Source organism: Achromobacter sp. Bel, from assembly GCF_012928505.1.
Taxonomy (GTDB): domain Bacteria; phylum Pseudomonadota; class Gammaproteobacteria; order Burkholderiales; family Burkholderiaceae_B; genus Achromobacter.
On record NZ_JABBJN010000026.1, the window covers coordinates 13,123 to 39,923 of the forward strand.

The window sequence follows — 26,801 nt, forward strand, 5'->3', positions numbered from 1 at the left end:
GCAATAAGCCGGCGCGACAGGGATCCTGCGGGATCCCTACTTCATGCCTTCCCAGTGCGGGCCGGGCACGACGATGTCGAACAGCTCCAGCACGCGCGCTACCGTGTGGTCCACCATCTCTTCGATGGAGGCCGGCCGGTGGTAGAAGGCGGGCAGCGGCGGAAACACGATGCCGCCCATTTCGGTCACGGCCGTCATGTTACGCAGATGCGCCAGGTTGAAGGGCGTTTCGCGCACCATCAGCACCAGGCGCCGGCGTTCCTTCAAGGTAACGTCGGCCGCGCGGGTGATGAGGTTGTCGGACAGGCCGTGGGCCACGGCCGCCAGCGTGCGCATCGAGCACGGCACGATCACCATGCCCGCCGTCTGGAACGCGCCGCTGGCCAGCGTGGCACCCACGTCGCGCACGGAATGCACGTGGTCGGCCAGCGCATAGATGTCGTGGCGGCTGACATCCAGTTCATGCTTGATGTTCAGCACGCCGGACGCGGACACCACCAGATGCGTCTCGACATCGTCCACGCCGCGCAGCGCTTGCAGCATGCGCACCGCGTAGAGCGCGCCGGTGGCGCCCGTGATGCCGATGACCAGTCGCCGCATGGGCGGCTTAGGCCGTGGCGCCGGATTGCTCCAGCAGCGTCTTCAGTTCACCGGATTCGTTCATCTCGTTCATGATGTCCGAGCCGCCGATGAATTCGCCCGCCACGTACAACTGCGGGATGGTGGGCCAGCTGGAGAATTCCTTGATGCCCTGGCGGACTTCGTCGTCTTCCAGCACATTGACGGTCACCAGCTTCTTCACGCCACAGCCCTTCAGGATCTGGATGGCCTTGCCGGAGAAGCCGCACTGCGGGAATTGGGCGGTGCCCTTCATGAACAGCACGACGGGGTGCTGGGTCACGGTTTCGCGGATGAATTCTTGAACGTCGCTCATGGTGGTCTCTTGGACAGGCATAACGGAATACGCCAATTATAGGTACAGCCGGGGAAACCGCCCGGATTACCCGGATGCGGCGCCGGCCTATGCCGGAAATTCAGGGGAAAATCTGTAACAAGCCGCGCGAATCAGCGCCCGGCGGACCGCCAGCGCCCGCCCGAGATCCGCTCGATCCCGGCCAGGTCCTGGCGGCTGCGCACGTCTTCGAAGCCGGCCTCGGCCAGCAGGTCGCGCACCGCCTGCGCCTGGTCCCAGCCATGCTCCATCCACAGGGCGCCGCCCGGCTTCAGGTGCCGGCCGGCCCCCGCCACGATGCGGCCCAGGTCTTCCAGGCCGCCCGCCCCATCGGTCAGCGCGCCGCGTGGCTCGAAACGCAGGTCGCCCTGGTCCAGGTGCGGATCGTCGCTGGCCACATAGGGCGGATTCGACACGATCAGGTCAAAACCTTCGCCCGCCGGCACGGCCCCGTACCAGCTGCCTTCCACGAAGCGCACGGACGCGGTCAGCTCCCAGGCGTTGCCGGCGGCCACCGCCAGCGCGGCGGCGCTGACGTCCGAGGCCATCACCCGCGCATCGCGGCGGGCCAGCGCGATCGAGATCGCAATCGCCCCGCTGCCGGTGCCCAGGTCCAGCACGGCGGGGCCCGCCACGCCGGCCACGCATTCCAGCGCGGTCTCGACCAGCACCTCGGTATCGGGGCGCGGGATCAGCACATCGGGCGTCACGCGGAACCGGTGCCCCATGAACTCACGGTGGCCCAGCAGATAGGCCATGGGCTCGCCGGCCAGGCGCCGCGCCAGCAGCGCCTCGTAGGCGGCCGCCACCTGGGGATCCAGCGGATCGGTGTCATGCGCCAGCAGCCACGCGCGCGGCTTGCCCAGCACGTGCTCCAGCAGCATGCGCACTTCCAGGCGCGGCAGCCGGGCGTCGGCCAGCAGACTGCTCAACTGGGGCGTCGTCATGGCGCGCGCCTCAGATGTCGTCGCCCAGGGCCGCCAGCTGCTCGGCCTGGTGTTCGGCGATCAGCGCGCCGGTCAGCTCTTCCAGATCGCCTTCCATGATCTGCTGCAGCTTGTACAGCGTCAGGTTGATGCGGTGGTCCGTCACGCGGCCCTGCGGGAAGTTATAGGTGCGGATGCGCTCGGAACGGTCGCCCGTGCCGATCAGGCTCTTGCGCTCCGCGGCTTCCTTGCTTTGCCGTTCTCGGGTTTCCTTGTCTTTCAGGCGCGCCGCCAGCACCTGCATGGCCTTGTCCTTGTTGCGGTGCTGCGAACGGTCGTCCTGGCATTCCACCACCAGGCCGGTAGGCAAGTGGGTGATGCGCACCGCCGAATCGGTCTTGTTGATGTGCTGGCCGCCCGCGCCGCTGGCGCGGAACGTGTCGATGCGCAGATCGCTCGGGTTGATGACGATTTCCGACATCTCGTCGGCTTCCGCCATGATGGCCACGGTGCAGGCCGACGTATGGATGCGGCCCTGCGCTTCGGTGGCGGGCACCCGCTGCACGCGGTGCGCACCGGACTCGAACTTCAGGCGCCCGTAGGCGCCGTCACCATCGATGCGCGCGATCACTTCCTTGTAGCCGCCCAGTTCCGACGCGCTTTCCGACATCAGCTCGACGCGCCAGCCGCGCGTTTCCGCGTAGCGCGTGTACATGCGCAAAAGGTCGCCCGAGAACAGCGCGCTTTCGTCGCCGCCCGTGCCTGCGCGGATTTCCAGGAACACGCTGCGGCCGTCATTGGGGTCACGCGGCAGCAGCAACAGCTGCAACGCGCTTTCCAGGTCTTCCAGCTTGCCGCGGCCCGATTTGATCTCGTCTTCGGCCATGGCCTTCATGTCGGGATCGGACAGCATTTCCTGTGCGGTCGCCAGGTCTTCCTCGGTCCGGGCAAAGGCGGTGAACGCCTCGACCACGGGCTCCAGTTCGGCGCGTTCGCGCGAAAGCTTGCGGAAACGGTCCATATCGGACGCGGTTTCCGGTTGGGCGAGCAACGCGTCCACCTCGGTCAGGCGGTGACACAGATGCTCCAGCCGGCTGCGCATGGAAGATTTCATGGGGGATTGACCAAAGAAAAGACAGGAATAGCGGGCGCCCACAAGACGAACGCCCGCCAGGAGGCGGGACGTGGGACAGATTCGCTAACGGCGGGAATCGCGGCCGGGGAACAGGCGCGGCATCCAGGCAAGCAGTTGCTTGCGATCGTCGCCTTCGCTGCGGTTCAACGCCGCCAGCGGGCCGTGCAGGTATTTTTGCGTCAGGCCGTGCGCCAGTTGTTCCAGCACGGCTTCGGGCGATTCGCCGCGCGCCAGCAGGCGGCGCGCGCGTTCCAATTCGGCGGCGCGGACATCTTCGGCGGCCTGGTGCAGGTCGCGGATGACGGGCACCACTTCGCGGGATTGCATCCAGTGCATGAAGCCCTGGACGCGGGTTTCGATGATGGCTTCGGCCTGCACAACGGCGGCGCGGCGCGCGTCGGTGCCCGTCTGCACCAGGCGGCCCAGGTCGTCCACCGAGTACAGGTAGACGTCGTCCAGGCGGCCGACTTCGGGTTCGATGTCGCGCGGGACAGCCAGGTCGATCATGACCATCGGACGGTGGCGGCGCAGGCGCGTAGCCCGTTCCACCATCCCCAGCCCGAGGATGGGCAGGGAGCTTGCCGTACAGGACACGATGACGTCGAATTCCGAGAGGCGGTCGGTAAGGTCCGACAGCTTCATGGTGCTGGCCGAAAAGCGGTTGGCCAGGATTTCGGCGCGTTCGGCCGTGCGGTTGGCCACGACCATGCTGCGCGGGCGCTGCGCGGCGAAGTGCGTGGCGCACAATTCGATCATTTCGCCCGCGCCGATGAACAGCGTGCGGGCCTGGTCCAGGTTGCCGAACACGCGCTCGGCCAGGCGGACGGCGGCGGCGGCCATGGACACGGATTGCGCGCCGATGGCGGTTTGCGACCGCACTTCCTTGGCCACCGAGAAGGTGCGCTGGAACATCTGGTGCAGCAAGGTGCCCAGCGATCCGGCTTCGCCGGCGGCGCGCACGGCGTCCTTCATCTGGCCCACGATCTGCGTTTCGCCCAGCACCATGGAATCCAGGCCGCTTGCCACGCGGAAAGCGTGGCGGACGGCGTCGTCTTGATGGTGGCGGTACAGGTGCGGGCGCAGCGTGCCGGCGTCCAGGCGGTTGTGTTCAGCCAGCCAGGCGGGCAACTGATCGGCAACGTGGCCGTCAGCGGCGCAGTAGATTTCGGTGCGGTTACAGGTGGACAGGATGGCGGCTTCGCGGACCGAGCCGCCAAACGCCGAACGCAGGCCTTCCAGCGCGGGCTTGACCAGATCGACGGGCATGGACACGCGTTCGCGAACCGAAACCGGCGCGGACGTGTGATTCAGACCGAAGGCAAGGACAGCTACCGACATGAGTTAGCGTGAAGAACTGCCACCAAGAACAATGCGTCAGGGGTGGGGACGATACTGCGGAAAGTTCCCCAAGCCGTAACAGCAGACCGTTAAAGATTATACCCCTGCGGGTTATCCCCAGGCCAATCCGCCCCCCGGCCGCGACGCTGCGCCGCACTCATCCGTGCCATTCACCCAACACTTGGCGGGGCCTCCCCGACAAGGAGGCATCGGGATTTTTGCCGACCGGCTGGCACAGCCCAAGAAAATTGTGTATAGTTGCGGACTTCGTTGGCCTGGTAGCTCAGTCGGTAGAGCAGAGGATTGAAAATCCTTGTGTCGGTGGTTCGATTCCGCCCCAGGCCACCAAAAGAATTATTGGGATTGCGGTTGCCTCTGGGCGACCGATACCGAATCCCAAAAAAAGCCCAGCCCCGCGCTGGGCTTTTTGCAAACGTACCTGTTCAGGTATTGGCCTGGTAGCTCAGTCGGTAGAGCAGAGGATTGAAAATCCTTGTGTCGGTGGTTCGATTCCGCCCCAGGCCACCAAAGATTCATGCACACAGCCCAGTCCGCCTCAATTGCGACTGGGCTTTTTGCTTGCAGCGAGCACGCGCCCATTGCAGGGTAAAATCGCTCTTGCTCCGGGGTGCACGCCAGTGCTGAGATTCAGACCCGCGAACTTGACCCGGTTCATGCCGGCGTAAGAAGAGCATTCGCCTTGTCCTGCCGCGCCCCTGCGCCGCTTGCGCAGGCGGGCTTCGGAGCTTCCCTGTACAGGATTGCCACGAACGCCCATGAACAACGTCGCCCCGCCGGTCGCGGAACTACTCGAATTCATCGCCCAGGATAGCTGCACCGACGAGCAGTTCGATCAGCTCGCGCTGCGCCTCTTCGCCTATCAGTACGGCGCCAGCGCCCCCTATCGCAGTTTCTGCCAGCGCCGCGGCGCGACGGTGCGCAACGTGAAGACGTGGAGCGACATTCCGGCCGTGCCCATCGATGCTTTCAAGGCAATGGAACTGCGCTGCGAGCCGCCCCGGCCCGACGAGCGCGTGTTCATGACCAGCGGCACGACGCGCGCCGATATGCGCGGGCGGCATTTCCATCCGCACCTGGCCGTGTACGACCTGTCCATGACCCGCAATTTCGACAAGCGCGTCATGCAGGGCACGGCCCGCCTGCCGATGGGCATTTTGTTCCCGGACGAAATCGCGATGCCCAATTCGTCGCTGGCGCATTATCTGGCGCTGGCAAAGTCCGCCTTCGGCACCGAAGACAGCCGCTATTTCATGTCGCCGCAGGGCATCGACCTGGACGGCCTGTGGCGTCGGCTGGAAGAGGCCGAACGCGGCGGTGAGCCCTACGCGCTGCTGGGCGCCAGCTTCAGCTTCGTGCATGTCATCGACGCGCTGCGCAAGGAAGGCCGCTCGTTCCAGCTGCCGCCCGGAAGCCGCATCCTGGACACCGGCGGCTACAAGGGGCAGTCGCGCGACTTGCCGCTGGACACCTTTTATTCAGAACTGTCGGACCTGCTGGGCGTGCCGCGCGCGCTGTGCATCAACATGTACGGCATGACGGAACTGAGCACGCAGTTCTATGACGACGGCAATGCCGTCGTGCCGTCGGTCAAGTCGGGGCCGCACTGGATCCGTTCGCGCCTGGTCGATCCGGCCACTGGACGCACCGTGCCGGCCGGTGAACGCGGCATCCTGGCGCACTGCGACCTGGGCAACTTCAATTCGGTCAACACCATCCTGACGGAAGACGTCGGCCTGCCGGCAGACGGCGGCTTCCTGCTGCTGGGTCGCGCCGAGGGCGCGCAAGCCAAGGGATGCTCGCTGGCGGTGGAAGAATTCATCCGGTTGGCCACGCCATGAACTCGGTCCGGGTCGAGGCGGGATACCTGCCGGGACTGGCCGCGGCCGATGTCCAATGGCAGACCCTGCCGTTCGAGCAGGACGGCCAGCGCGTCGACGTCGCAGTGCCAGTGTTGACCGCGCCGCAGATGCAGGCGCTTGCCGAGCGCGTCAAACACGCCAGCGCGCTGCATCTGAAGACGATGACGGTGTCGGAGATCATCGCGGTCATCGACCGCGCCATCGCCCGCCTGCTAGATCCCAACGACCCGTACCGGCGGCAGGCCGACGCGCTGCTGCCGATCGTCAGCGGCTACGACGCCGAGATGGTGCGCCTGGGCCTGACCGGCTTTTTCAAGACGTTCCGCGCGCCGCAACTGCATCGCTTCGTGGCCGAAGACTTCGCCAACCCCAAAGTGCTGGACGGCTTCCAGCCTGCCGCCAAGGGCGGTGCGGTGCGCGCCTACGGTCCGCAATTGCTGGCGCACAGCTGGGCGGGCAACGTGCCCGCGCTGGCGTTGTGGAGCCTGGTCTGCGGGCTGCTGGTGAAGGCCGGCAACATCGGAAAACTGCCCAGCGCCGAACCGCTGTTCGCGGGCTGGTTCGCCCGGCTGCTGGCCGAGGTGCACCCGCCGCTTGCCGATTGCCTGGCCGTGGTGTGGTGGCGCGGCGCGGGCGACGAAGACGCGTCGGCGCTCTACGCCCAGGCCGATACGGTCGTGGCCTACGGCGGCAACCACGCACTGCACGCCATCCAGCGCCGCCTGCCGGTCACGACGCGCTTTCTGGCGCACGGGCACAAGCTGGGTTTCGGCGTGGTCAGCGCGATGGCGCTGGATGCCCAGAAAGCGCCCGCCCTGGCCCGGCGGGCGGCGTGGGACGTGATGCGCTACGACCAGCAGGGATGCTATTCGCCGCACGTTTTCTATGTGCAGCGCGGCGGTCCGATTTCGCCGCGGGATTTCGCGGGCTACCTGGCGGGCGAGCTGTCGAATCTGCAGCGGCGCTTTCCGCGGCGCGCGCTGGACCTGGAAGAATCCGCCGCCCTGGCGAAATGGCGGCAGTCGATCGAATGGACGCTGGCCCCAGGCGGCGCGGACGCGCTGATCGGCGACCTGGAAACGGCATGGAGCGTGGCCTACGTCGATGAGGCGGCCTCCCTGGCGCCGACCGCCCTGCAGCGCAGCATCACGGTGGCCGGCATCGACGCGCTGGACGAGGTGGCGCGGCAGGTGGCGGCCCGTCGCGAATTCCTGCAGACCGCCGGCGTGGCCGCCACGCCGCAAGAGCTGTACCGCCTGGCTGAACAACTGGGCGCGGCGGGCGTCACCCGCGTGAGCGCCATCGGCGCGATGAGCGTGCCGGAAGCGGGCTGGCATCACGATGGCCGCTTTAATTTGCTGGACCTCGTTCGCATGACCGAAATCGAGCATTCTGCCGAAGCCGCGGCCGATCCGTTCGCGTCCTACGAGCCATGAACGCCGCTCTGGCCCTGCCTTTTCTGGACATCGAACGGGTGGTCTATACGTACCCGGGCCGGCCACCCATTGTCGACGGCATCGATTGGCGATTGGAGGCTGGCGGGATCCATTGCCTGGTCGGGCGTAGCGGCTGCGGCAAGACGACGCTGCTGAAGCTGGCCGCCGGCCTGCTGACGCCGCAGTCCGGCCGCATCCGTCTGTGGGACGGCACGGCCGCCACCCCCGGCCCGCAGCTGGGCTATGTGTTCCAGGCGCCTACGTTGCTGGAATGGCGCCGCGTCATCGACAACGTGCTGCTGCCCGTGTCGCTGCAACGCCGCCCCTCCTCGGAAGACACCGCGCACGCGCACGAACTGCTGGCGATGCTGGGCCTGTCCGACCATGCGCAGCATTACCCCCGGCAACTGTCTGGCGGGCAGCAAAGCCGGGTGGCGCTGGCGCGGGCGCTGATCCTTCGCCCGGCCCTGCTGCTGCTGGACGAGCCTTTCGCGGCATTGGACGCCATCACACGCGGCGAGCTGCAGGACGATCTGATGCGGATGTGCCGGCTGCGCAAGACGACCGTGTTGTTCGTCACGCACGACATCAGCGAAGCCGTCTACCTGGGCGACTGCGTTGCGGTCATGCACCAGGGGCGCATGGTGGCCGACGTGCGCGTGGACCTGCCCTTGCCGCGCACGCAGTCCATGCGGCACGGCGCCGCCTTCAATGCGTATTGCGCACAGGTGTTCGAATTCATGAACGGGACCCGCCCATGAAGCCCGCCTTCACGTCACGTTTTTTGGCGGCCGCGCTGCTGGTCGTCTTGATCGGCGCCTGGGAGGCGGTTGTCCGGCAAGCGGGCATTTCCGCGCTGGTGCTGCCCGCCCCTTCCGCCGTGGCCACGACACTGTGGACGAGCCTTGCCACCGGCTATCTGTGGCCGCACATCGGCGCAACGCTTGCCGAGATGCTGCTGGGGCTGGCGCTGGGCGGCGCGGCCGGCCTGGCGATGGGCGTGGCCTTGGCGGAATCGGCCTTGCTGGATCGCGTGCTCAAGCCCTACGTCATCGTCAGCCAGGTTGTCCCCAAGCTGGCGCTGGCCCCGCTGTTCGTGCTGTGGTTCGGCTTCGGCATGGCGCCCACCGTCGTCATGACCGCGCTGATCTGCTTCTTCCCCTTGATGGAAAACACGCTGACCAGCCTGCGGCAGGTGGATCCGAACCGGTTGCAGCTGTTCCGCATGCTGGGCGCCTCGCGCGCGCAGACCTTGCTGCGCCTGAAGCTGCCTGCGGGCCTGCCAGGCATTCTGGCCGGCTTGCGCGTGGCGCTGGTGCTGGCGCTGGTCGGCGCCGTGGTGGGCGAATTCATCGGCGCCAGCCGCGGGTTGGGCGCCGTCATCATCGCCGCGCAAGGCATGATGGATACCCCCCTCATGTTCGCGGCGCTGACCGCCATCGCCGCCATCGGACTGCTGGGCTATCAGGCCACGCTGGTACTGGAACGGCGCCTGCTGCGCCCCTACGCCGACCATCCATGACTTCTTCCAGGACTCTTCCCATGCTCCCGTCCCCTACCCGCCGCGCACTACTGGCCGCGGCCGCGAGCCTCGCCGCGGCGTCGCTGACGCCGCTGGCCGCGCGCGCCCACGGCGCCCAGGCGGCTCAAGCCGCCGCTTCCGGCAAGGTCACGCTGGCCGGTTGGAGCAAGCCCATCAGCGAAATCACCAACGTGCTGGCCGAACCCGACAAGGGCTTCTTCAAGGCGCAGGGCGTGGAACTGGTCTACCTGCCGGGCGCGGGCGGCGGCGACGCCATCCGCAATATCCTCAGCGGCCAGGCCGACGTGGCGTTCACCGACCCCGGCTCGTTCTTCATGGCCTTGGACAAGGGTGAAAAGCTGCGGGCCATCTACGACATCTATCCGCAGAACGTCTTCAATGTGGTGTCGCTGAAGTCGGCCGGCATCACGAGGCCGGCGGATCTGAAGGGCAAGCGCATCGGCGTCTACAGCCTGGCCAGCGGCACGCGCCAGAACCTGCTGGTGCTGCTGCACCAGGCCGGCCTGACCGAAGCCGACGTTGAAATCGTCGTCACTGGCGTACTGAACTTCGCGCCGCTGCTGCAGGGCCAGGTCGACGCCACCGCGGCCACCGACACCGGGCTGCTTGTCGGTCGCCGGCGCGGCCTGGGCGAGGTCAACGTGATGAACGTGGCCGACACTCTCAACGTTTCCAGCGACCTGTTCGTGGTGCGCGAGGCGGTCCTCCAACAGAAGCAACCGCTGCTGCGGGCCTTCCTGAAAGCCTACCGCGACAGCGCCGCATGGATGATCGCCCAACCCGACGAGGCCGCCACGCTGGCCGGCAAGCGCGCCATCGACGGCACCGACCGCGCCATCAACCTGGAAGTGATCCGGCTGCGCAATGCGGCGTCGATCGCCTCCGGCGGCCGCCCGCTGGGCACGCTGGATCTGGACCTGCTGCAACAGGCCGCTGATGCCTATCTCGAGCTGGGCCTGATCCAGAACCGCATCGACGTGTCCGCCGCCGTCGACGCCAGCCTGCTGCCGGCAGCCTGACATGAGCGCCGCCCTGAAGTTCACAGGCAAAGTGGTGCTGGTGACCGGCGCCAGCCGCGGCATCGGCGCCGAGATCGCGCGCAGCTTTGCGCGGGAAGGCGCGACGGTGGTCGTCAACTACCTGAGCAATGCCGACGCGGCCGAGACCGTGGTGACGCAGTGCCAGGCCGTCGGCGGCGACGCTTGGGCCGTGCAGGCCGACGTCGGCTCGCCCGAGGCGGTGCGCGCCATGGTGGACGGCATCGTGCGGGACGCCGGCCGGCTGGATGTCGTCGTCAACAACGCCTTGCGTCATTACGCCTTCGATCCGCGCCAGCGAACCGCGTTCGACGATATCGCGTGGCAGGACTACCAGTCGCAATTCGACGGCGCGGTCGGCGCGGCGTTCAACGTCTGCCGTGCCGCGCTGCCGCATTTCAAACAGCGCGCGCAAGGTTGCATCGTCAACATCGCCACCAACCTCATCGAGCATCCGGTGGTGCCGTATCACGACTACACCACCGCGAAAGCCGCACTGGTGGCGTTCAGCCGCAACCTGGCGTCGGAACTGGGTCCTTTCGGGATCCGGGTGAACTGCGTCGCCCCCGGCCTGGTCTACCCGACTCAGGCCAGCGGCGGCACCCAGGAAGCGTTCCGCGATCAGTTGGCTGCCGCCACACCGCTGCGGCGGATCGCCCGGCCCGAAGACGTCGCCGGCCCGGTGCTGTTCCTGGCGTCGGACTGGAGCGGATTCATGACCGGGCAAGTGCTGTTCGTGGACGGCGGACTGGTGATGCGCTAGAGTGAGTAGCCCCCCCGGTTCGCAGCATCCCAACGGAGTCGCGACATGCGCGTCCGAGCACGAATCCTCCATGCCCTGTTCGGACCGCTACCCGGCTGGTTTTCCAGCCAGCTTCTTAGCCAGATCCTCGGCCTGATCCTGGGCCTGCTCCTGGGCCTGCCCGCCCAGGCAAGCGCGCAGGCCGCGGCGGCGGCCCCCGCCCCCGCGCAGGCGCCGCCCCCCGTCATCCAGATTGCGGACATCCCCCTGCGGGCGGATGCCGACGTGCGCTACGCCGAAGGGGTGATGCAACGCGTAGCGGCGGCCGACCCGGGCGCCGCGCTCACGCCCGCGCTGGACGCCATCGCCAAGTCTGCCGACGAAAAGCTCTATGAATTCCAGCCGGCCCAGTTGCGCACCCTGCCCATCATGCGGGTGGAAAGCCTGGAACGGCACTGGGTCTTCGACGCCCGCCGGTTGGCGCGCTGGCACGCCGACCTGCGGCAGGCCACGTCCTGGTACGCCAGCGACGCCGCCGAACTGTTCCGGCGCCACGCCGCCTGGCAGGCCGTCAAGGACTCCCCCGACGCGGCCAACCTGCCGCCCGCGCTGGCCGACCGCGTAGATGCGGTCCTGGCGCAGTTGAACGCGGCCAGGCAGGCCTTGTCCGGCCCCCTCTCCCGCCAGGTCGAGCTGGAACAGCGCGCCAACTCCGTCGAGGAACGGGTCAAGACCGGCGAACGCTCGGTCACCGACGCGATCGACGACATCGACGCCCGCCTGATGCGCGTGGACTCCCCACCCTTGTGGGCCTTGGGCCGGACGCAGGAAGCGGGCGAAAGCACGATGGCCCTGCTGCGGACCGGGCTGGACATCGAAGTGCACTTCGCGCGGGACTACGCCGCGGCCGACAGCGGCAACCAGCGCGCCCTGCGGGTGCTGCAGGTGCTGCTGCTGCCGTTGTTGCTGTGGCTGGCCCGCAAGAGCCGAGACGCGATCCGTGCGGGCGTCATGAGCGAGACCGCCGCCGGCGTGCTGGGCCGTCCGCTGTCCACCTGGCTGCTGCTGTCGATGCTAGGCGTACTGGCCCTGGAGCCGGATGCGCCGTTGATGGTCCAGCAGGTCGCGTTGGTGCTGGCGGCCGTGCCCGTGCTGCGCCTGCTGCCGCCTTCCGCCCGGCGGCAGATGGACCGGTGGCCGCATGTGATCACCGCCCTGTTCCTGGCCGAAAGGCTGGGATTCCTGTTCCTGGCCAACACGCTGTTCTACCGGCTTTCCACGGTGGCGCTGACCGCCACCGCGCTGGTCGCCATCCTGTGGCTACTGCACCGCGGCCACCGTCTGGCGCCCACCGCTTCGACACGGCTGGTGCACGCCCTGCGGGCCATCGCCTGGGGCGCCGCCTTGCTGCTGTGCGTGTCGCTGGCCTCCAACCTGTTCGGCAACGTATCGCTGGCGGAAATGCTGACCAGCGCCGTCATCGGCTGCGGCTACTTCGGGCTGGTGCTCTACGCGGGCGTGACCGTCATCACCACGCTGCTGCAACTGCTGCTGACGCGCCAGGGGATCTCGCGCTTCCGGCTGGCGCGCGACCATGCGCCGCCGCTGGTGCAGTTGCTGATCCGCTTGTTGACGGCCGCCGCTGCCGTGGGCTGGGCGGTCTACGCCATGGACCGCTTCCGCATCTTGCGCGCGACCTACGCGTTCGTGGCAGAAGTGCTTTCCTACACCCTGGCGGTGGGCGAGATCTCGATCAGCCTGGGCAACGTCCTGGTGTTCCTGATCTCGGTGGTGATCGCGTTCTGGGCGGCACGCACGATACGCCTTGTCCTGCACGACGAGGTGCTGACGCGCATGGCGCTGCCGCGCGGCGTGGGCAACAGCATCGCGTCGCTGACGTACTACCTGGTGCTGCTGCTGGGGCTGGGCATCGCGCTGTCGGCGGCGGGCTTCCAGACCAGCCAGCTGACCATCGTGTTCGGCGCGCTGGGCGTGGGCATCGGCTTCGGGCTGCAAGGCGTCGTGAACAACTTCGTATCCGGGCTGATCCTGATGTTCGAACGGCCCATCCAACCCGGCGACGTGGTGGACATCACCGGCACGTCCGGGCAGGTGCGCGACATCGGCATGCGGGCCACGCGGATCAAGACCTTCGACGGCGCCGACGTAATCGTGCCCAACGGCACGCTGCTGTCCGAAAAGCTGACCAACTGGACGATGCTGGACCGCAGCCGGCGCATCGAAGTCAGTATCGGCTTGGCCTACGGCTCGGATCCCCGCGAAGTCATCGCCCTGCTGGCGAACGTGGCGCGGCAGACGGCGGGCATCGAGGCCGACCCCGCGCCGGTCGTGCTGTTCATGGGTTTCGGGGCCAGTACGCTGGACTTCAGCCTGCGCGCCTGGACCACCGATTTCGACCGCTGGATCGACATCCGCAGCGACATGCTGACGGGCATGTACAGCGCGCTGAAGCAGGCCGGCATCGAGATCCCGTTCCCGCAGCGCGACCTGCATCTGCGCAGCATTTCAGACGCCGCCAGCGCCACGCTGGCGGCACGACCCCGGCCCGGGGACGCGGCGCCGGGCTGAACCCCCATGGGGCGGGCTACGCCGGCATTGCCTCTTTCACCAGTTCCACCCAGTACTGCGCGCCCAGCGGCAGGATGTCGTCGTTGAAATCGTAGTACGGGTTATGCACAGGCGGATTGTCGTGCCCGGGGCGCGCCGCGCCGACGAATACGTACGCGCCTGGACGCTGCTCCAGCATGTAGGCGAAATCTTCCGACCCCATCCGCGGCGTGCAGGCCGTGTCCACCCGTTCCGGCCCCACCACCCGCGCCGCCGCCCGGGCGGCCAGCTGCACTTCGGCCTGCGTGTTGACGCAAGCCGGATAACCGCGGAACACCTGCACGTCGATCGACGCGCCCGAGGTCACCGCCACGCCCGCGCACACCTCGCGCAGCCGGCATTCGGCCAGGTCGCGCGTGGCGGCGGTCAGCGTGCGGCAACTGCCCCGCAGCAGCACGCTGTTGGGTACCACGTTCCAGGTATCGCCGGCATGGATCTGCGTGATGCTCAGGGCCAAGGCGTCGGTGGGTTTCACGTTCCGGCTGACGATGGTCTGCATGGCGGCGACCACCTGCGCCGCCGCCACGATGGGATCCACGCCATGCTCGGGCTGCGCCGCGTGGCAGCCCTTGCCGGTCACCGTGATCTCGTAGGTATCGCAATTGGCCATCACCGTGCCCACGCGCGTCGCCATCGTCCCGAACGGCAGGTTGGGCGAGTTGTGCAGCGCGAAGACGGCGTCGCACGGAAACTGGTCGAACAGCCCGTCCCGCACCATCGCCAGACCGCCGCCCGCATGCTCTTCGGCGGGTTGGAAGATGAGGTGCAGCGTGCCCCGCCAGCCGGGATCGCCCGCCAGATGATGGGCCGCGCCCAGCAGCATCGCGGTATGGCCGTCGTGGCCGCAGCCATGCATCTTGCCGGCGATGGTGGACCGGTGCGAGGCGTCGCCCAGTTCCTGCATGTCCAGCGCGTCCATGTCGGCGCGCAGGCCGATCACCGGCCCCGCGCCCCGCGTCATCGAGCCCACCACGCCGGTCTGGCCCAACCCGCGGTGCACGACGGCGCCAGCCCGTTCCAGTTCGCGGGCCACCAGGTCGGCCGTGCGGAATTCACAGAACGCGGTTTCAGGATGCGCGTGCAGGTCGCGGCGCCATTCGCGCATTTGACGCAGCAGGTCGGGGCTGACGGGCGATTCGACAATGGCCATGGGGCGGGGTCTCCGTAAAGCGGCTTGGGGGAAATACGGCTACCGACTATAGACAGGCGCGGGTACAAAGCCGATAGCAATGATCAAGTCTTATCGATGCGGTTTTTGCAACGATCCAATCCCACGCCAAGACCGCGGCAAGGAAGCCCTGATGGATGATGTCCTGGAGTTCAAGCGGACGCTGTGTCTGCTGCAAGTCATCGAAACCGGCACGTTGCGCGCGGCGGCCGACCAGTTGAATACCGATCCGTCGGCCATCAGCCGCGCCATCGCCCGACTGGAAGCAGACACGGGTCTGACCCTGCTGGAACGCCGCGGCCGCGGCGTCGTGCCTACCGATGCGGGGCGCCTGGTGGCGCTGTTCGCGCGCCGGCAGCAAGATTTGAATGAGTCGTTCCAGGCCGAGGTCAACAACCTGAAGAGCGCCACCCGCGGCCACGTGGAACTGGCGCTGGGCGAAGGCTTCGTCGACATGCTGCTGGAGCCCGTGCTGCTGTCGTTCGTGCGCGAGCATCCTGACATCACCTACAGCATCCACGTGGCCGGCACCAACGAGACCGTGCGCTGCATCGTGGAGGAACGCGCGCAGATCGCGCTGGCCTTCCAGCCGCCCAACGACGTACGCCTGCGGTCGCACTATTCGCGCGCGGCCCCGATGCGCGTCCACGTGCACAAGGACCACCCGCTGGCGCGCACGCGCCGGGCATTGCGGCTGTCGGACCTGGCGCCATACGGCTGGGCCGCGATGGACGAATCGTTCGGCGTGCGCCAGCACATCCAGGCGGCGGAGCTGGACGAGAACGTCAAGCTCAAGCCCGCGTTGCTGACCAATTCGTTCAAGATCCTGTGGGAGTTCGCCAGCCAGGGGCTGGGCTATGTCGTGAACCCGCTGTCCATGCCGCTCAAGGGCGCGCAGTTCCGCCAGATGGTGTCGCTGCCGCTGGCCAATCCCATCTTGAACAACAGCCGCACCCATGTCATCAGCCTGGCCGGCCGCCACCTGCCGCCCGCGACCGCCAACATGCTGCGCCACATCCTGAAGACGTTTCCCGCCCTGGAGGCCCGGCGCGCCTGACACGTCGGCGCTTGAACCCTGCGCGCCCGAGCCGGCCACGCTTGCGCGTGCCGCCCCAGGCCGGCTGCGCGCATCGTTGCGGAAATCACAATGATCCGACCCGTCGCCCGACATTGATGCGGGCAAACGCCGCTGCCTAGACTGCGTGAAGCAGTCCGGGTACCCGGTTGCCTCTAAAACAGCAATGACAAGGGAGAAGCAGCATGCGTTGGAACCTACCGGCCCGGGCGGCCGCCATTTGCCTGGCGGCCTGCGCCGCCGCCCCGCTGGCCCACGCCGCGGACTACCCCGCGGAAAAGCCCTTGAGCCTGATCGTGCCCTACCCCGCCGGCGGCGCCAGCGACGCGTCGGCGCGCCAGTTCGGCGTGCACATCGCCCGTGCGCTGAAGCAGCAGGTCGTCGTGGAAAACGTGGGCGGCGGCGCCGGCATGCTGGGTGCGCGCCGCGTGCTGACCAGCGCGCCCGACGGCTACACCTTCCTGCATGGTTCGGCCAACGAAGTCATCCTGAGCCCGTTCCTGAACGCGGCGGCCCGCTACAAGCCCGAAGACTTCCGCCTGGCCCAGCCCATCAGCGAAGCCACCATCGTGCTGCTGGCGCGCGCCGACCTGCCCGTCTCGAACGTCGATGACTTCATCGCCTATGCCAAGCGGCCGGGCGCCAAACCGCTGACCTTCGGCAGCGTCGGCGTGGGGTCGCTGTACCACATCATGACCGAGTACCTGGGACGACGCGTGGGCGCCGAATTCCTGCACGTGCCGTATCGCGGCGCGGCGCCCGCCTTGCAGGACCTGATCGGCCGCCAGGTCGATTTCGCCGTCCTGCCCTATCAGCAGGCCATGGAAGGCATGGCGGCGCAGCAGCAGTTGAAGATCCTGACCAGCTTTTCCAGCACCCTGCCCGCCCCGCTCGCCAAGCTGCCGCTGATCTCGCAAAGCAACACCATCCCGGACTTCGTCTACACGATCGCGGGCGGCTACTACGTGCGTCAGGACACGCCGGCGCTGGCGGTGGACACCTTGCGCCGTGCGGTGGGATATGCGTTGGAGCAGCCCGAGCTGCGCGAACGGATGGAAGCCGAAGGCCGGTTGCTGCTGCGGCCGATGAGCCAGCAGGACGCCGACGCCTACGCGGTGGCGCAAGTGGCCAAGTACCGCGAAATGATCCAGGCGCTGGGGCTTAAGCCGATGTAGGTACCGGCACCGTCAGGCCGTTCTTCACGCGGTTCATCACGACCAGCGTGGAGAAGCGCTTGACGTTGGCGTCGCCCCAGAAGTGGCGCTGCGCGAAGACCTCGTATTCAGCCATGTCGGACATCGTCAGCGTCAGCACGAAATCGACCTCGCCCGTCACCGACAGGCACTGCATGATCTCGGGCGCGCCCTGCATCGCGCGCTTGAACTGATCCAGCTTGTCGGCGCGCTCGCTCTCCAGCGACACCAGCACCACCATCATGATCCCCCGCCCGACGGCGGCGGGATCCACCACCGACACGTCGGCCGTGACCACCTTGGACTCGCGCAGCCGCTTCATGCGGCGCAGGCAGGACACGGGCGACAGGTTCACGCGCTCGGCGACGTCCTGGCTGGTGCGCTGGTTGTCTTCCTGCAGGCTATGCAGGATCTGGAGGTCGAAATCGTCTAGTTCCATGGGGTCTCGGAACGCATGGGGATCTGGCCAGAGACGGCCATCGCCAGATTCTAATCCCGGCGGCGACGGAATCCGGCCCCATTTCGACGGGAAACTTCATTTTGGGCCCGCCGGACGCAGGAAATAGTCAGGCGCCTTGCTTACACTGGGAGCCTGCCACCCGCCACGCGGGATTTCCAGCCGTATCCCGCAATGCCCTCACTCCAGCTTTTCCTGCTTTTCCTCGCCGCCGACGCGGCGCTCAAACTCACGCCCGGCCCGGACATGGCGCTGACGCTGTCGCGCGGCATGACGCAAGGATTCCGGCCCGCCTTCCACAGCGTGCTGGGCAACGTGGCGGCCGGCTTCATCCAGGTGCCGGCCGTGGTGTTGGGCCTGGCATCCGTGCTGCGCGCCTTTCCGGCGCTGTTCGTGGGCATCAAGGCGGCGGGCGGGCTGTACCTGGGCTACCTGGGCGTCAAGGCGATCATCCGCTGCGCGCAGTCGGCCGACGTGTCCTTGAGCGCCCGGCCGGGCGACGCCCGCGACGCCTTCTGGCAGGGCTTCATGACCAATCTGCTGAACCCGAAGGTGCTGTTGTTCATGATCGCCTTCCTGCCGCAGTTCACCACCCCCGATAACGGGCCGGTCTGGATCCAGATGCTGGTGCTGGGCATCACGATGAAGGTGCTTAGCCTGCCCTATGGCAGCTTCTTCGCCTATGGCGCGTCGCGCATCCGCGGCTGGGTCGGGCGCAATCCGTGGTTCCTGCGGATGCAGCAAGGCCTGCTGGGCGCCATCATGGTCGGCCTGGCGTTGTTTGTGCTTTACTCCACCGCCGCGAACCCAAGCCCTTGATGCCTGGTCCACGCCCTGTTGATCTCCCGCACTGCCTCAACGCATTGAGCTTCACCCCGCCGCCATGACCGCCGCCACGCTGAATTCCGGGCACAACGCCTCGGCCTCCACCCTGCTTCCCACCCTGTCGCTGATTGGCGCCATGGCCTCGCTGTGCATCGGCACCTCGTTCGCCAAGTCGCTATTTCCCGAAGTGGGCGCGCAGGGCACCACCGCCTACCGCATCGTCATCGGCGCCATCATCCTGATCGCGTTCTGGCGTCCGTGGCGCTTTCCGCTGACCCGCCAGAACGCGGCCAGGATCGCCCTGTATGGCGTCACGCTGGCCTGCATGAACCTGCTGTTCTACATGGCGTTGCGCACGCTGCCGCTGGGCATTGCGATCGCCATTGAATTCACCGGGCCGCTGACCCTGGCGGTGGTCTTGTCGCGGCGCGCGATCGATTTCGTCTGGATCGCCTGTGCGCTGGCCGGACTGGTGCTGCTGATCCCCACCGGCCAATCCATCCACGACCTGGACCCGACGGGCATCGCCTACGCACTGGCCGCCGCGGTCTGCTGGGCGCTCTACATCATCTTCGGCAAGATGGCCGGGAACGTGCACGGCGGGCAGGCGACGTCGCTGGGCCTGCTGGCGGCCACGATGGTCGCGCTGCCCGTGGGCGCCGCCCATGCGGGCATGGCCCTGCTGGACCCCAAGCTGATCCTGGCCGGCATCGGCGTGGGCATCCTGTCCAGTGCGCTGCCGTACTCGTTGGAAATGGTGGCGTTGCGGCGCTTGCCGCAAAAGACCTTCGGCGTGCTGCTCAGCATGGAACCCGCAATGGGCGCGCTGGCCGGCGTGATCGTGCTGAACGAACACCTGACCCAGACACAATGGCTGGCCATCTGCGGGATCATCGTGGCGTCGGCCGGTTGCGCGGCGACCGCGCAACGCAGCCGCAAGGCCCAGGTGCCCGCACCCGACTAAGGCATGCGCCGTCAGTCGGCCGATATGCCCTGCTGGCGGATCACCGCGCCCCAGCGGTCGCGTTCCTCGCTCGCGTAGGCAAAGAACGCGTCCGGCGTGCTGCCGGCGGGTTCCATGCCTTGCAAGGTCAGTTGCTTGACCACGTCGGGCGACTGCAGCGCGGCCACGATGGCGCGGCTTAGCTTTTCCACGATAGGCTTGGGCGTCCTGGCCGGGGCCACCACGCCTTGCCACGCTGCGGCTTCCAGGGGATAGGCGCCGGCCTCCCCGAAGGTTGGCACGTCGGGCAGCAGCGCCGACCGTTGCGCGGCCGGTACGGCGATGGCGCGCAGCTTGCCCGCCTGGATCAACGGCCGTGCCGCGGCCAGGTCGGCCATCATCAGGGGCACAACCCCCGAAGCCACGTCTTGCAAGGCGGGCGGCGTGCCCTTGTAGGGGATAGCGGTGGCCTGCCCGCCGAAGGTCTGCAGAAACAGTTCCATGGCCAGATGATGCGGACTGCCCACGCCCAGCGAGGCGTAGCTGGCCTGCTTGCCGCTACGCAGATACATCAAGACGTCGGTCATGGTGGTCAGGTCGGAAGCCGGCGACGCCACCAGGACGATGGGCAGGTTCACCAGCGTGGACACCATCACCAGGTTGCGGAACGGCTCGTAAGGCAGGTTCTTGTACAACGACGGATTCAGCGCCAGCGTGCTCATGCCGGCCGTCATCAGCGTATAGCCGTCCGGCGCGGCGCGGGCGGTCTCCTGCGCGGCAACGATGGTGGCGGCGCCGGGGCGGTTTTCAACCACCACGGTCTGGCCCAGCGAGTCGCCCACGTGCTTGGCGACGATGCGGGTCGCCAGGTCGCTGCCACCGCCGGGACTGAATGGCACCAGCCATCGGATCGGGTGGTCCGGATATTCCGCGGCCAGCGCATTGACGGAAAACGCGGCGGCAGCCGACAGCGCCGCGACCAGCAACGCGCGGCGGATGATGCTTGTACTCATGACCTGGTCTCCTGAAATCGTCGCGTCCATCAACCCCGGGCGGGGGACAGCCAGCGCAGGCCGGCGGAGGTATCGCCTGCCGGCCGGTATTCGCAGCCGATCCACCCCCGGTAGTCCAGCTCGCGCAGCACACCGAAGACCCAGCCGTAATCCAGTTCACCGCGATCCGGCTCGTGGCGCAACGGCACGCCGGCGATCTGCAGATGCCCCACGCGTCCGGTCGGCAGGTATTCCCGCAGCTTGGCGGTGACGTCGCCTTCGACAATCTGGCAATGGTACAGGTCCATCTGTACCTTCAGATTGGGCGCGTTGACAGCCTGCACGACCGCATGGGCATCGTCTTGGCGGTTGAGGATATAGCCGGGGATGTCGCGCGTGTTGATGGGTTCGATCAACACCGTGACGCCCGCCGAACGGGCCTGGCGCGCGGCCCAGTCCAGGTTCTCGCGGTAGCAGTCCAGCAGGGCCTCGCGCGGCACGTCGGCCGGCGCCAGGCCCGCCATCACGTGGACATTCGAGCAGGACAATGCCGTCGCGTAGGACAGCGCCTGTTCGATCCCGGCCTGGAATTCCGCCTGCCGGCCGGGCAAGGCGGCCAGCCCGCGTTCGCCCTGGCTGACCACGCCGGGCGGTGCATTGAACAGGACTTGCGACACGCCGGCCGCATCCATGCGTTCCCGCACGAAGGCCGCGGGCGCTTCATACGGGAACATGCATTCCACGCCCAGAAAGCCATCCGCCGCCGCAGCGGCGTAGCGGTCCAGGAACGCGTGTTCCGGGTACATCATCGACAGATTAGCGGCGAATTTCAGCATGGCGGGCTCCGGGCCGGGCGGCATTCCCGGCAACTTAGCACACCACGCGCCGCTCGGGCGTCTGCCGCCAGAACCCCTCCGTGGGCATCAAGCGCCCAAAGCGGGCGCCGGATTCAGACGCCGAAGTCGGGCGCCGGATGCAGCGTCAGGCGCGGCCCCGCCTTCAAGATCTGGCTGGGGATGTCGTGCCCGACCAGCGCGGGCAGGGTCGCCGCGATACCCAGGATGCGGGTCAGGTCCACGCCCGTGTCGTAACCCATCAGCTCCAGCATGTGCACCAGCTCTTCCGTGCAGACGTTGCCGCTGGCGCCTGGCGCATACGGGCAGCCGCCCAACCCGCCCAGCGACGCGTCGAAGCGATCGATACCCGCCTCCAGCGCCGCCAGCGTGTTGGCCAGCGCCATGCCGCGCGTGTTGTGGAAGTGCAGGGTCGTGGTCAGGTCCGGGAACAACCGGCGAACCTCGCGGCTGATCTTGCCCACCTGCGTGGGATACGCCATGCCGGTCGTGTCGCACAGGGTCACGCCATCCACCCCCAAGGCCGCGAAGCGCCCCACCAGTTCCAGCACGTCGAAGGCGTTGATGTCGCCTTCCATCGGGCAGCCGAACACGGTGGACAACGACACGTTGACCGCGACCCGGCTGCCGCGCACCACGTTGACCACGTCGCTCAGTTGCTCGAAGGACTGCTCACGCGTCATGCGCAGGTTGGCGCGGTTGTGGGTCTCGCTGACGGACATCACCAGGTTGACCTCGTCCACATTGCACTCCAGCGCCCGTTGCGCGCCACGCACGTTGGGCACCAGCACCGTGTAGACCACATCCGGGTTGCGGTCGATCTGGTGCATCACGGCTTCGGCGTCGCGCAACGCGGGGATCGCCTTGGGCGACGTGAAGGACGTGGCCTCGATCTTGGCGAATCCGCTTTGGGACAACGCATTGATGAAGTCGATCTTGTCCTGCGTCTCGATGAACTGCTTTTCGTTCTGGAAGCCGTCCCGGGGCGCCACGTCCTGGATGTACAGCTTCTTGCGGGTTGCGCTCGGTTCGTTCATGGCGGTCCTTTTCAGATGATGCCGCGCGCGCGCCAGTCGGCGCGCTTGCCCTCGTCGATGCCCAGGCCGGCCAGCACGTCGTCCGTATCCTGGCCCAGGGCGGGCGCGGCGCTGCGCACCTCGCCCGGCGTCTCCGACAGCTTGGGCACGATGCCCGGCAGCTTGATCGGCGTGCCGTCCGGCAATGCGCCGTCCAGGATCATGCCGCGCGCCTGGTAGTGGGGATCGGTAGCGATGTCGGCCACGTCGTAGATCTTGCCGGCCGGTATCTGCCCTTCGTTCAGGCGGGCCAGGACCTCGTCCAGCGGATGCTGGCCGGTCCATTGCGAAATGGCGTCGTCCAGCATCACCACGTGCTTGACGCGGCCGGCGTTGTTGGCCAGTTCCGGAGATTCGGCCAGATCCGGGCGGCCGATCACGCCCATCAGGCGCTTGAAGATGCTGTCGCCGTTGCCTGCCACCAGCACGTACTTGTTGTCCTGGCAGCGGTAGGCGTTGCTGGGCGCGATACCCGGCAGGCTGCTGCCCGCCGGCTGGCGCACTTCGCCGAACACGGCGTATTCCGGCAGCAGGCTCTCCATCATGTTGAAGACGGACTCGTACAGCGCCACGTCGATCATCTGGCCCTGGCCGTTCTGGTCGCGCGCACGCAGCGCCAGCAGGATGCCGATCACGCCATGCAGCGCCGACAGCGAATCGCCGATGGAAATGCCCACGCGCACGGGTGTGCGGTCCGGCTCGCCGCTCAGGTGGCGCAGGCCGCCCATGGCCTCGCCGATGGCGCCAAAGCCCGGCAGGTCGCGGTACGGGCCGGTCTGGCCATACCCCGACACGCGCAGCATCACCAGACGCGGATTGATCGCGCGCAGGTCTTCCCAGCCCAGGCCCCAACCTTCCATCGTGCCCGGCTTGAAGTTCTCGACCACGACGTCGATATCCTTGACCAGGGCGCGGATCAGGTCCTGCGCCTCGGGCTGGCGCAGGTCCAGGCTGACCGATTTCTTGTTGCGCGACTGCACCTGCCACCAGACGGACGTGCCGTCGTGGATCAGGCGCCAGTTACGCAGGGGATCGCCCTTGCCGGGCGGCTCGATCTTGATCACCTCGGCGCCGAATTCGCCCAGCATCTTGGCGGCGAAGGGGCCGGCGATCAGCTGGCCCAACTCCAGCACACGGATCCCGCTCAAAGGTTTGGATGACATGATTGCCTCGTCAGCTCTTGTGTTTTCCCAGATAGGCCTCGCGCACGCGCTCGCTGGCCAACAATTCCTGGCCGGTGCCCTCCATGACGATGGCGCCCACCTCCAGCACATAGGCGCGGTCCGAGATCGCCAGCGCCTGATTGGCCATCTGCTCGACCAGCAGGATCGTCATGCCGCGCTCTTTCAACGACTTGATGATCTTGAAGATCTCGGCCACGATCAGCGGCGCCAGCCCCAGGGACGGCTCGTCCAGCATCAGGATGCGCGGCTTGCTCATCAGCGCACGGCAGATGGCCAGCATCTGCTGTTCGCCGCCCGACAGCGTGCCCGCGTACTGGTCCCGGCGCTCTTTCAGGCGCGGGAACATCGCAAAGCAGCGTTCGATCTCGACCGCAAGTTCCGCCGGCGGCTCCTTGCGCAGAAAGGCGCCCAGCATCAGGTTGTCGAATACGGTTTGGTCCGGGAACACCTGGCGGCCTTCCGGCACGTGGGCGATGCCCAGCCCCACCCGCTTGTGCGCGCTGACGCCACCCAGGTCCTGCCCGGCGAACGCGATGGACCCCGTGGACTTCTCGATGCCCGACAGCGCGCGCATCATCGTGCTCTTGCCCGCGCCGTTGCCGCCGATAATGGTCACGATCTCGTTCGTGTCCACATGCAGCGACACCCGCTTCAATGCATTGACGGCGCCGTAGCTGACCGCCAGGTCTTTGATATCCAGTAATCGGCTCATGGTGGTCTCCTATGCGGGCGCGCCCAGGTAGGCTTCGATCACTTTCGGGTTCTCCTGGATGTGGTTCGGCAGGCCCGAGGCGATCTTCACGCCATAGTCCAGCACGACGATGTGGTCCGAAATCGCCATGACCAGATCCATATGGTGTTCGATCAGCAGGATGGTCAGGCCCATGCCCTTGAGCTTGACGATCAGGTCAGTCAGCTGGTCGGTCTCGGCCGGGTTCAGGCCCGCCGCGGGTTCGTCCAGCAGCAGCAGGTCGGGCATGGCGGCCACCGCGCGGGCGATCTCCAGCCGGCGCTGCAAGCCATAGGGCAAGCTGTTGGCGGCGTCGTCAGCATAGCGGTCCAGGTCGAAGAACTTCAGGATGGCGAACGCCTCCTGGCGCATGCGCCGTTCTTCGGCCAGGCTGGCGGGCAACCCCAGCAAGTTCGAGAAGAAGCCGGACTTCTGCACCCGGTAGAAGCCGACCATCACGTTTTCAAGCGCCGTCAGGCCGTCGAACAGTTTCAGGTTCTGGAACGTGCGGCCGATGCCGGACGCCGCGATCTCGTTGGCCGACAGGCCCACCATCTGCTTGTTCTTGAAGCGGATGCTGCCCGCGTCCGGCGCGACCAGCCCGGACAGCAGGTTCAAGGTCGTGGTCTTGCCCGCGCCGTTGGGCCCGATCAGCGACACGATCGAACCCTGCGCCAGCGAGAACGAGACTTTGTTGGTGGGAACCACGCCACCGAAGGCCTTGTACAGGTCCTTTACTTCCAGGAACTCTGGCGCGGCACGGCCCGCGGCGGGTGGCACCGCGCGCTGGGGCTTCCATTCGACAGCGGACGCGCTGCGCGCCAAGGCGTCGCGCTGGCCGCGTTGCGGCAAGACACGGCGCAGCAGGCCGGCCAGGCCTTCCGGCATGGCGTACAGCGCAAACAACAGAATCAGGCCGTAGGCGAAATGCTGCACTTCCGGCCAGCGCGCCAGCATGGCGTCCAGTACCGTCAGCACCACCGCGCCCAGGAACGAACCGACCGGCGTGCGGCCGCCGAACAGCACCAGCACCAGGAAGAACACCGACAGGTTGAAATTGACGAAGTCCGAATTGATGTACTGGTTCTGCTGCGCCACCAGGCCACCCGCGATGCCGCAGGTGATGGCGCTGATCGCGAACGCCAGGATCTTGAAGCGGTAGACGCTGATGCCCACGCTTTCCGCGGCGATCTCGGACGTGCGTACGGCGGCGAAGCCCCGGCCGAAGCGCCCGTTCAGCAGCAGCGAGGTCATCGCGTGCAACGCCAGGCCCAGCAGGACCACCACGACTACCCACTGACGGCTGTCCAGCGTGGCGCCGTTGAAGGTCAGCCCCGTGATGCCGTAGAAGCCTTCCTGGCCCTTGAATACGTCGGTCCATTCGGACACGATCTTTTCGATCAGCAAGCCGAAGGCGATGGTGACCATGGCCAGGCTGGGACCCTTCACTTTCAGCGCCGGGATCGCGATGGCCACGCCGAAGACGGCCGACACGCCCGCCGCGCACAGCAGCGCCAGCCACGGATTGACCTGGTAGTTCACGGTCAGCAGCGCCACGGTATAGGCGCCCACGCCGAACAGGCCGGCGTGCCCCAGCGACTTCTGGCCGGTCTGGCCGACCAGAATGTTGAAGCCGGTGGCGGCGATGTAATAGACCCCGATGTTGAACAGGATCAACAGATAGAAATCGTTCAGGCCCGAATAGGCGAAACCCACGGCCAGGGCGGCGATGACAAGCGGAATGAGAAGTTTGGACATGTTCACACCTTCTCCGCATGCACGCGGCCCAGGATGCCGGCCGGGCGGAAATACAGCACCACGATGATCAGCGCGAACACGGCGATCTCGCGCAGGTTCGAATACCACAGGCCGATCAGCGATTCCAGCAAGCCGATCAGGAAGCCGCCGAAGATGCAGCCGCGCGGATTCTCCAGCCCACCGAGGATGGCGGCCGAAAACGCCTTGAGCGACAGCAGCGTGCCCACGAACACCGAGGCGGTCGCGATCGGCGCGATCATCACGCCGGCGATCGCCGCCAGCGCCGAGCTGATGACGAACACCGCCACCGCCACCGCGTTGGCGTTGATGCCCATCAGGCTGGCGGTGGACTTGCTGAACGCCACCGCTCGCACCGCCTTGCCCATCTTCGTCTTGTGCAGCGCCCAGTCGAACACGATCATCAGGACGAGCGTGGTGCAGAACACCAGGATTTCCTGGGGACGCACGCCGGTGCCGAAGATCGTGATGATGCCTTCACCCAGCGGCGAGGCCACCGCGATCGGGGCCGGGCCCCAGATCAGCAGCGCCAGGTTCTGGATGATGATGCCAAAGCCGATGGTGCTCATTACCCATGACAGCCCCGCTTCGCCCACGAAGTGCTTGATGGCGGTGATGTACAGCACGAATCCCAAGAGGCCCAGGACCAGCATGGCCGCCAGCAGCGCGAACAGGAACGATCCCCAGGTCACGTCTTCAGGGCTGGGAAAGCCGATCAGCTTGCCCTGCGTGACCAGCAGGATCGCGCTGATGCCGATCAGGCTGGCCAGGGCCAGGAACGCGCCCTGGCCGAAGTTGAACGTCTTGGTCGTGGTGTAGGTGATGCTGAAACCGAACGCGACCAGGGCATAGACACTGCCCATGGCCAATCCACTCAATATGGCTTGTAGTATTTGCATGCTGAAGGCCCC

General features: G+C 67.0%; 25 protein-coding genes, 2 tRNA genes and 1 riboswitch. Of the genes, 13 read left to right on the forward strand and 14 right to left on the reverse strand.

The features are described from left to right. Nucleotides 1-36 precede the first annotated feature (36 nt). The 5 genes from HG262_RS17110 to hemA all read right to left on the reverse strand — a co-directional run bounded on the left by HG262_RS17110 (nt 37) and on the right by hemA (nt 4,351). Nucleotides 37-600: a UbiX family flavin prenyltransferase gene (locus tag HG262_RS17110; RefSeq protein ID WP_006227138.1), complete on the reverse strand. Its 564-nt coding sequence runs from the start codon at nt 598-600 to the stop codon at nt 37-39. A gap of 7 nt (nt 601-607) precedes the next feature. Then, on the reverse strand, nt 608-934 hold the full coding sequence (gene grxD / locus HG262_RS17115) for a Grx4 family monothiol glutaredoxin (RefSeq protein ID WP_006227137.1): 327 nt from the start codon (nt 932-934) through the stop codon (nt 608-610). A gap of 131 nt (nt 935-1,065) precedes the next feature. Next, entirely contained in the window at nt 1,066-1,899 is an 834-nt protein-coding gene (gene prmC, locus HG262_RS17120; protein ID WP_169272150.1) for a peptide chain release factor N(5)-glutamine methyltransferase, read from the reverse strand. A gap of 10 nt (nt 1,900-1,909) precedes the next feature. Continuing rightward, nucleotides 1,910-2,992 (reverse strand): peptide chain release factor 1, encoded by a 1,083-nt coding sequence (gene prfA, locus HG262_RS17125; RefSeq protein WP_169272151.1) that lies wholly within the window; start codon nt 2,990-2,992, stop codon nt 1,910-1,912. 84 nt (nt 2,993-3,076) lie between these two features. Next, entirely contained in the window at nt 3,077-4,351 is a 1,275-nt protein-coding gene (gene hemA, locus HG262_RS17130) for a glutamyl-tRNA reductase (protein ID WP_046803238.1), read from the reverse strand. 272 nt (nt 4,352-4,623) lie between these two features. Here hemA and HG262_RS17135 point away from each other — a divergent pair. From HG262_RS17135 to HG262_RS17175, 9 genes are all read left to right on the forward strand, one after another. Further along, nucleotides 4,624-4,699, forward strand: a tRNA-Phe gene (locus HG262_RS17135). A 104-nt stretch (nt 4,700-4,803) separates the two neighbouring features. Further along, nucleotides 4,804-4,879: transfer RNA gene (locus HG262_RS17140), tRNA-Phe, on the forward strand. Between the two features lie 86 nt (nt 4,880-4,965). After that, nucleotides 4,966-5,057, forward strand: a riboswitch (TPP riboswitch). A 70-nt stretch (nt 5,058-5,127) separates the two neighbouring features. Then, on the forward strand, nt 5,128-6,210 hold the full coding sequence (locus HG262_RS17145) for a long-chain fatty acid--CoA ligase (RefSeq protein WP_169272152.1): 1,083 nt from the start codon (nt 5,128-5,130) through the stop codon (nt 6,208-6,210). Continuing rightward, nucleotides 6,207-7,667, forward strand: a complete 1,461-nt coding sequence (locus HG262_RS17150; protein ID WP_169272153.1) for an acyl-CoA reductase — start codon at nt 6,207-6,209, stop codon at nt 7,665-7,667. The genes HG262_RS17145 and HG262_RS17150 overlap by 4 nt, the downstream gene beginning before the upstream one ends. Next, on the forward strand, nt 7,664-8,428 hold the full coding sequence (locus HG262_RS17155; protein ID WP_169272154.1) for an ABC transporter ATP-binding protein: 765 nt from the start codon (nt 7,664-7,666) through the stop codon (nt 8,426-8,428). Before HG262_RS17150 ends, HG262_RS17155 begins: the two co-directional genes overlap by 4 nt. Then, nucleotides 8,425-9,189, forward strand: coding sequence for an ABC transporter permease (locus HG262_RS17160; RefSeq protein WP_169272155.1), 765 nt, complete (start codon nt 8,425-8,427; stop codon nt 9,187-9,189). The genes HG262_RS17155 and HG262_RS17160 overlap by 4 nt, the downstream gene beginning before the upstream one ends. Nucleotides 9,190-9,209: 20 nt before the next feature. Beyond that, complete coding sequence (locus HG262_RS17165; RefSeq protein ID WP_169272156.1) at nt 9,210-10,229, forward strand: ABC transporter substrate-binding protein; 1,020 nt, start codon at nt 9,210-9,212, stop codon at nt 10,227-10,229. Nucleotide 10,230: 1 nt separating this feature from the next. Beyond that, the gene (locus tag HG262_RS17170) at nt 10,231-11,010 is read left to right on the forward strand and encodes a 3-oxoacyl-ACP reductase (protein ID WP_169272157.1); all 780 of its coding nucleotides are present in this window, start codon (nt 10,231-10,233) and stop codon (nt 11,008-11,010) included. 45 nt (nt 11,011-11,055) lie between these two features. After that, nucleotides 11,056-13,578 (forward strand): mechanosensitive ion channel domain-containing protein, encoded by a 2,523-nt coding sequence (locus HG262_RS17175; RefSeq protein WP_169272158.1) that lies wholly within the window; start codon nt 11,056-11,058, stop codon nt 13,576-13,578. 16 nt (nt 13,579-13,594) lie between these two features. Here the strand turns inward: HG262_RS17175 and HG262_RS17180 are convergent, their stop codons facing one another. Next, entirely contained in the window at nt 13,595-14,767 is a 1,173-nt protein-coding gene (locus HG262_RS17180; RefSeq protein WP_169272159.1) for a M20 aminoacylase family protein, read from the reverse strand. Between the two features lie 151 nt (nt 14,768-14,918). Here HG262_RS17180 and HG262_RS17185 point away from each other — a divergent pair, with 151 nt between their 5' ends. Together HG262_RS17185 and HG262_RS17190 are read left to right on the forward strand one after the other, a co-directional pair. Then, nucleotides 14,919-15,842: a LysR family transcriptional regulator gene (locus HG262_RS17185; protein ID WP_169272160.1), complete on the forward strand. Its 924-nt coding sequence runs from the start codon at nt 14,919-14,921 to the stop codon at nt 15,840-15,842. A gap of 203 nt (nt 15,843-16,045) precedes the next feature. Next, the gene (locus HG262_RS17190) at nt 16,046-17,035 is read left to right on the forward strand and encodes a tripartite tricarboxylate transporter substrate binding protein (protein WP_169272161.1); all 990 of its coding nucleotides are present in this window, start codon (nt 16,046-16,048) and stop codon (nt 17,033-17,035) included. On the opposite strand, the gene HG262_RS17195 is transcribed toward HG262_RS17190, so the two are convergent. Beyond that, nucleotides 17,022-17,492, reverse strand: a complete 471-nt coding sequence (locus HG262_RS17195; protein ID WP_169272162.1) for an Lrp/AsnC family transcriptional regulator — start codon at nt 17,490-17,492, stop codon at nt 17,022-17,024. The genes HG262_RS17190 and HG262_RS17195 overlap by 14 nt on opposite strands. 192 nt (nt 17,493-17,684) lie before the next feature. On the opposite strand from HG262_RS17195, the gene HG262_RS17200 reads away from it, so the two are divergent. Together HG262_RS17200 and HG262_RS17205 are read left to right on the forward strand one after the other, a co-directional pair. Then, the gene (locus HG262_RS17200) at nt 17,685-18,329 is read left to right on the forward strand and encodes a LysE family translocator (protein ID WP_169272163.1); all 645 of its coding nucleotides are present in this window, start codon (nt 17,685-17,687) and stop codon (nt 18,327-18,329) included. Nucleotides 18,330-18,393: 64 nt separating this feature from the next. Continuing rightward, the gene (locus HG262_RS17205) at nt 18,394-19,299 is read left to right on the forward strand and encodes a DMT family transporter (RefSeq protein ID WP_169272164.1); all 906 of its coding nucleotides are present in this window, start codon (nt 18,394-18,396) and stop codon (nt 19,297-19,299) included. Between the two features lie 11 nt (nt 19,300-19,310). Here the strand turns inward: HG262_RS17205 and HG262_RS17210 are convergent, their stop codons facing one another. From HG262_RS17210 to HG262_RS17240, 7 genes are all read right to left on the reverse strand, one after another. After that, the gene (locus HG262_RS17210) at nt 19,311-20,291 is read right to left on the reverse strand and encodes a tripartite tricarboxylate transporter substrate binding protein (RefSeq protein ID WP_169272165.1); all 981 of its coding nucleotides are present in this window, start codon (nt 20,289-20,291) and stop codon (nt 19,311-19,313) included. A gap of 29 nt (nt 20,292-20,320) precedes the next feature. Beyond that, nucleotides 20,321-21,106 (reverse strand): 2-oxo-tetronate isomerase, encoded by a 786-nt coding sequence (gene otnI / locus HG262_RS17215; RefSeq protein WP_169272166.1) that lies wholly within the window; start codon nt 21,104-21,106, stop codon nt 20,321-20,323. Nucleotides 21,107-21,219: 113 nt separating this feature from the next. After that, a complete protein-coding gene (locus HG262_RS17220; protein ID WP_169272167.1) occupies nt 21,220-22,161 on the reverse strand; it encodes a hydroxymethylglutaryl-CoA lyase in 942 nt (313 codons plus the stop codon). A gap of 11 nt (nt 22,162-22,172) precedes the next feature. After that, complete coding sequence (locus HG262_RS17225) at nt 22,173-23,363, reverse strand: CoA transferase (protein WP_169272168.1); 1,191 nt, start codon at nt 23,361-23,363, stop codon at nt 22,173-22,175. 10 nt (nt 23,364-23,373) lie between these two features. Continuing rightward, nucleotides 23,374-24,096, reverse strand: coding sequence for an ABC transporter ATP-binding protein (locus HG262_RS17230; RefSeq protein ID WP_169272169.1), 723 nt, complete (start codon nt 24,094-24,096; stop codon nt 23,374-23,376). Nucleotides 24,097-24,105: 9 nt separating this feature from the next. Next, nucleotides 24,106-25,878, reverse strand: coding sequence for a branched-chain amino acid ABC transporter ATP-binding protein/permease (locus HG262_RS17235; protein ID WP_348984401.1), 1,773 nt, complete (start codon nt 25,876-25,878; stop codon nt 24,106-24,108). Beyond that, complete coding sequence (locus HG262_RS17240; protein WP_088588861.1) at nt 25,875-26,789, reverse strand: branched-chain amino acid ABC transporter permease; 915 nt, start codon at nt 26,787-26,789, stop codon at nt 25,875-25,877. The genes HG262_RS17235 and HG262_RS17240 overlap by 4 nt, the downstream gene beginning before the upstream one ends. Between the last annotated feature and the right edge of the window lie 12 nt (nt 26,790-26,801).

Bases quoted from the DNA above. Each gene is read 5' to 3' on its own strand.
- HG262_RS17110 (WP_006227138.1), bottom strand. From the start codon at position 600: ATGCGGCGACTGGTCATCGGCATCACGGGCGCCACCGGCGCGCTCTAC.
- grxD (WP_006227137.1), bottom strand. From the start codon at position 934: ATGAGCGACGTTCAAGAATTCATCCGCGAAACCGTGACCCAGCACCCC.
- prmC (WP_169272150.1), bottom strand. From the start codon at position 1,899: ATGACGACGCCCCAGTTGAGCAGTCTGCTGGCCGACGCCCGGCTGCCG.
- prfA (WP_169272151.1), bottom strand. From the start codon at position 2,992: ATGAAATCTTCCATGCGCAGCCGGCTGGAGCATCTGTGTCACCGCCTG.
- hemA (WP_046803238.1), bottom strand. From the start codon at position 4,351: ATGTCGGTAGCTGTCCTTGCCTTCGGTCTGAATCACACGTCCGCGCCG.
- HG262_RS17145 (WP_169272152.1), top strand. From the start codon at position 5,128: ATGAACAACGTCGCCCCGCCGGTCGCGGAACTACTCGAATTCATCGCC.
- HG262_RS17150 (WP_169272153.1), top strand. From the start codon at position 6,207: ATGAACTCGGTCCGGGTCGAGGCGGGATACCTGCCGGGACTGGCCGCG.
- HG262_RS17155 (WP_169272154.1), top strand. From the start codon at position 7,664: ATGAACGCCGCTCTGGCCCTGCCTTTTCTGGACATCGAACGGGTGGTC.
- HG262_RS17160 (WP_169272155.1), top strand. From the start codon at position 8,425: ATGAAGCCCGCCTTCACGTCACGTTTTTTGGCGGCCGCGCTGCTGGTC.
- HG262_RS17165 (WP_169272156.1), top strand. From the start codon at position 9,210: ATGCTCCCGTCCCCTACCCGCCGCGCACTACTGGCCGCGGCCGCGAGC.
- HG262_RS17170 (WP_169272157.1), top strand. From the start codon at position 10,231: ATGAGCGCCGCCCTGAAGTTCACAGGCAAAGTGGTGCTGGTGACCGGC.
- HG262_RS17175 (WP_169272158.1), top strand. From the start codon at position 11,056: ATGCGCGTCCGAGCACGAATCCTCCATGCCCTGTTCGGACCGCTACCC.
- HG262_RS17180 (WP_169272159.1), bottom strand. From the start codon at position 14,767: ATGGCCATTGTCGAATCGCCCGTCAGCCCCGACCTGCTGCGTCAAATG.
- HG262_RS17185 (WP_169272160.1), top strand. From the start codon at position 14,919: ATGGATGATGTCCTGGAGTTCAAGCGGACGCTGTGTCTGCTGCAAGTC.
- HG262_RS17190 (WP_169272161.1), top strand. From the start codon at position 16,046: ATGCGTTGGAACCTACCGGCCCGGGCGGCCGCCATTTGCCTGGCGGCC.
- HG262_RS17195 (WP_169272162.1), bottom strand. From the start codon at position 17,492: ATGGAACTAGACGATTTCGACCTCCAGATCCTGCATAGCCTGCAGGAA.
- HG262_RS17200 (WP_169272163.1), top strand. From the start codon at position 17,685: ATGCCCTCACTCCAGCTTTTCCTGCTTTTCCTCGCCGCCGACGCGGCG.
- HG262_RS17205 (WP_169272164.1), top strand. From the start codon at position 18,394: ATGACCGCCGCCACGCTGAATTCCGGGCACAACGCCTCGGCCTCCACC.
- HG262_RS17210 (WP_169272165.1), bottom strand. From the start codon at position 20,291: ATGAGTACAAGCATCATCCGCCGCGCGTTGCTGGTCGCGGCGCTGTCG.
- otnI (WP_169272166.1), bottom strand. From the start codon at position 21,106: ATGCTGAAATTCGCCGCTAATCTGTCGATGATGTACCCGGAACACGCG.
- HG262_RS17220 (WP_169272167.1), bottom strand. From the start codon at position 22,161: ATGAACGAACCGAGCGCAACCCGCAAGAAGCTGTACATCCAGGACGTG.
- HG262_RS17225 (WP_169272168.1), bottom strand. From the start codon at position 23,363: ATGTCATCCAAACCTTTGAGCGGGATCCGTGTGCTGGAGTTGGGCCAG.
- HG262_RS17230 (WP_169272169.1), bottom strand. From the start codon at position 24,096: ATGAGCCGATTACTGGATATCAAAGACCTGGCGGTCAGCTACGGCGCC.
- HG262_RS17240 (WP_088588861.1), bottom strand. From the start codon at position 26,789: ATGCAAATACTACAAGCCATATTGAGTGGATTGGCCATGGGCAGTGTC.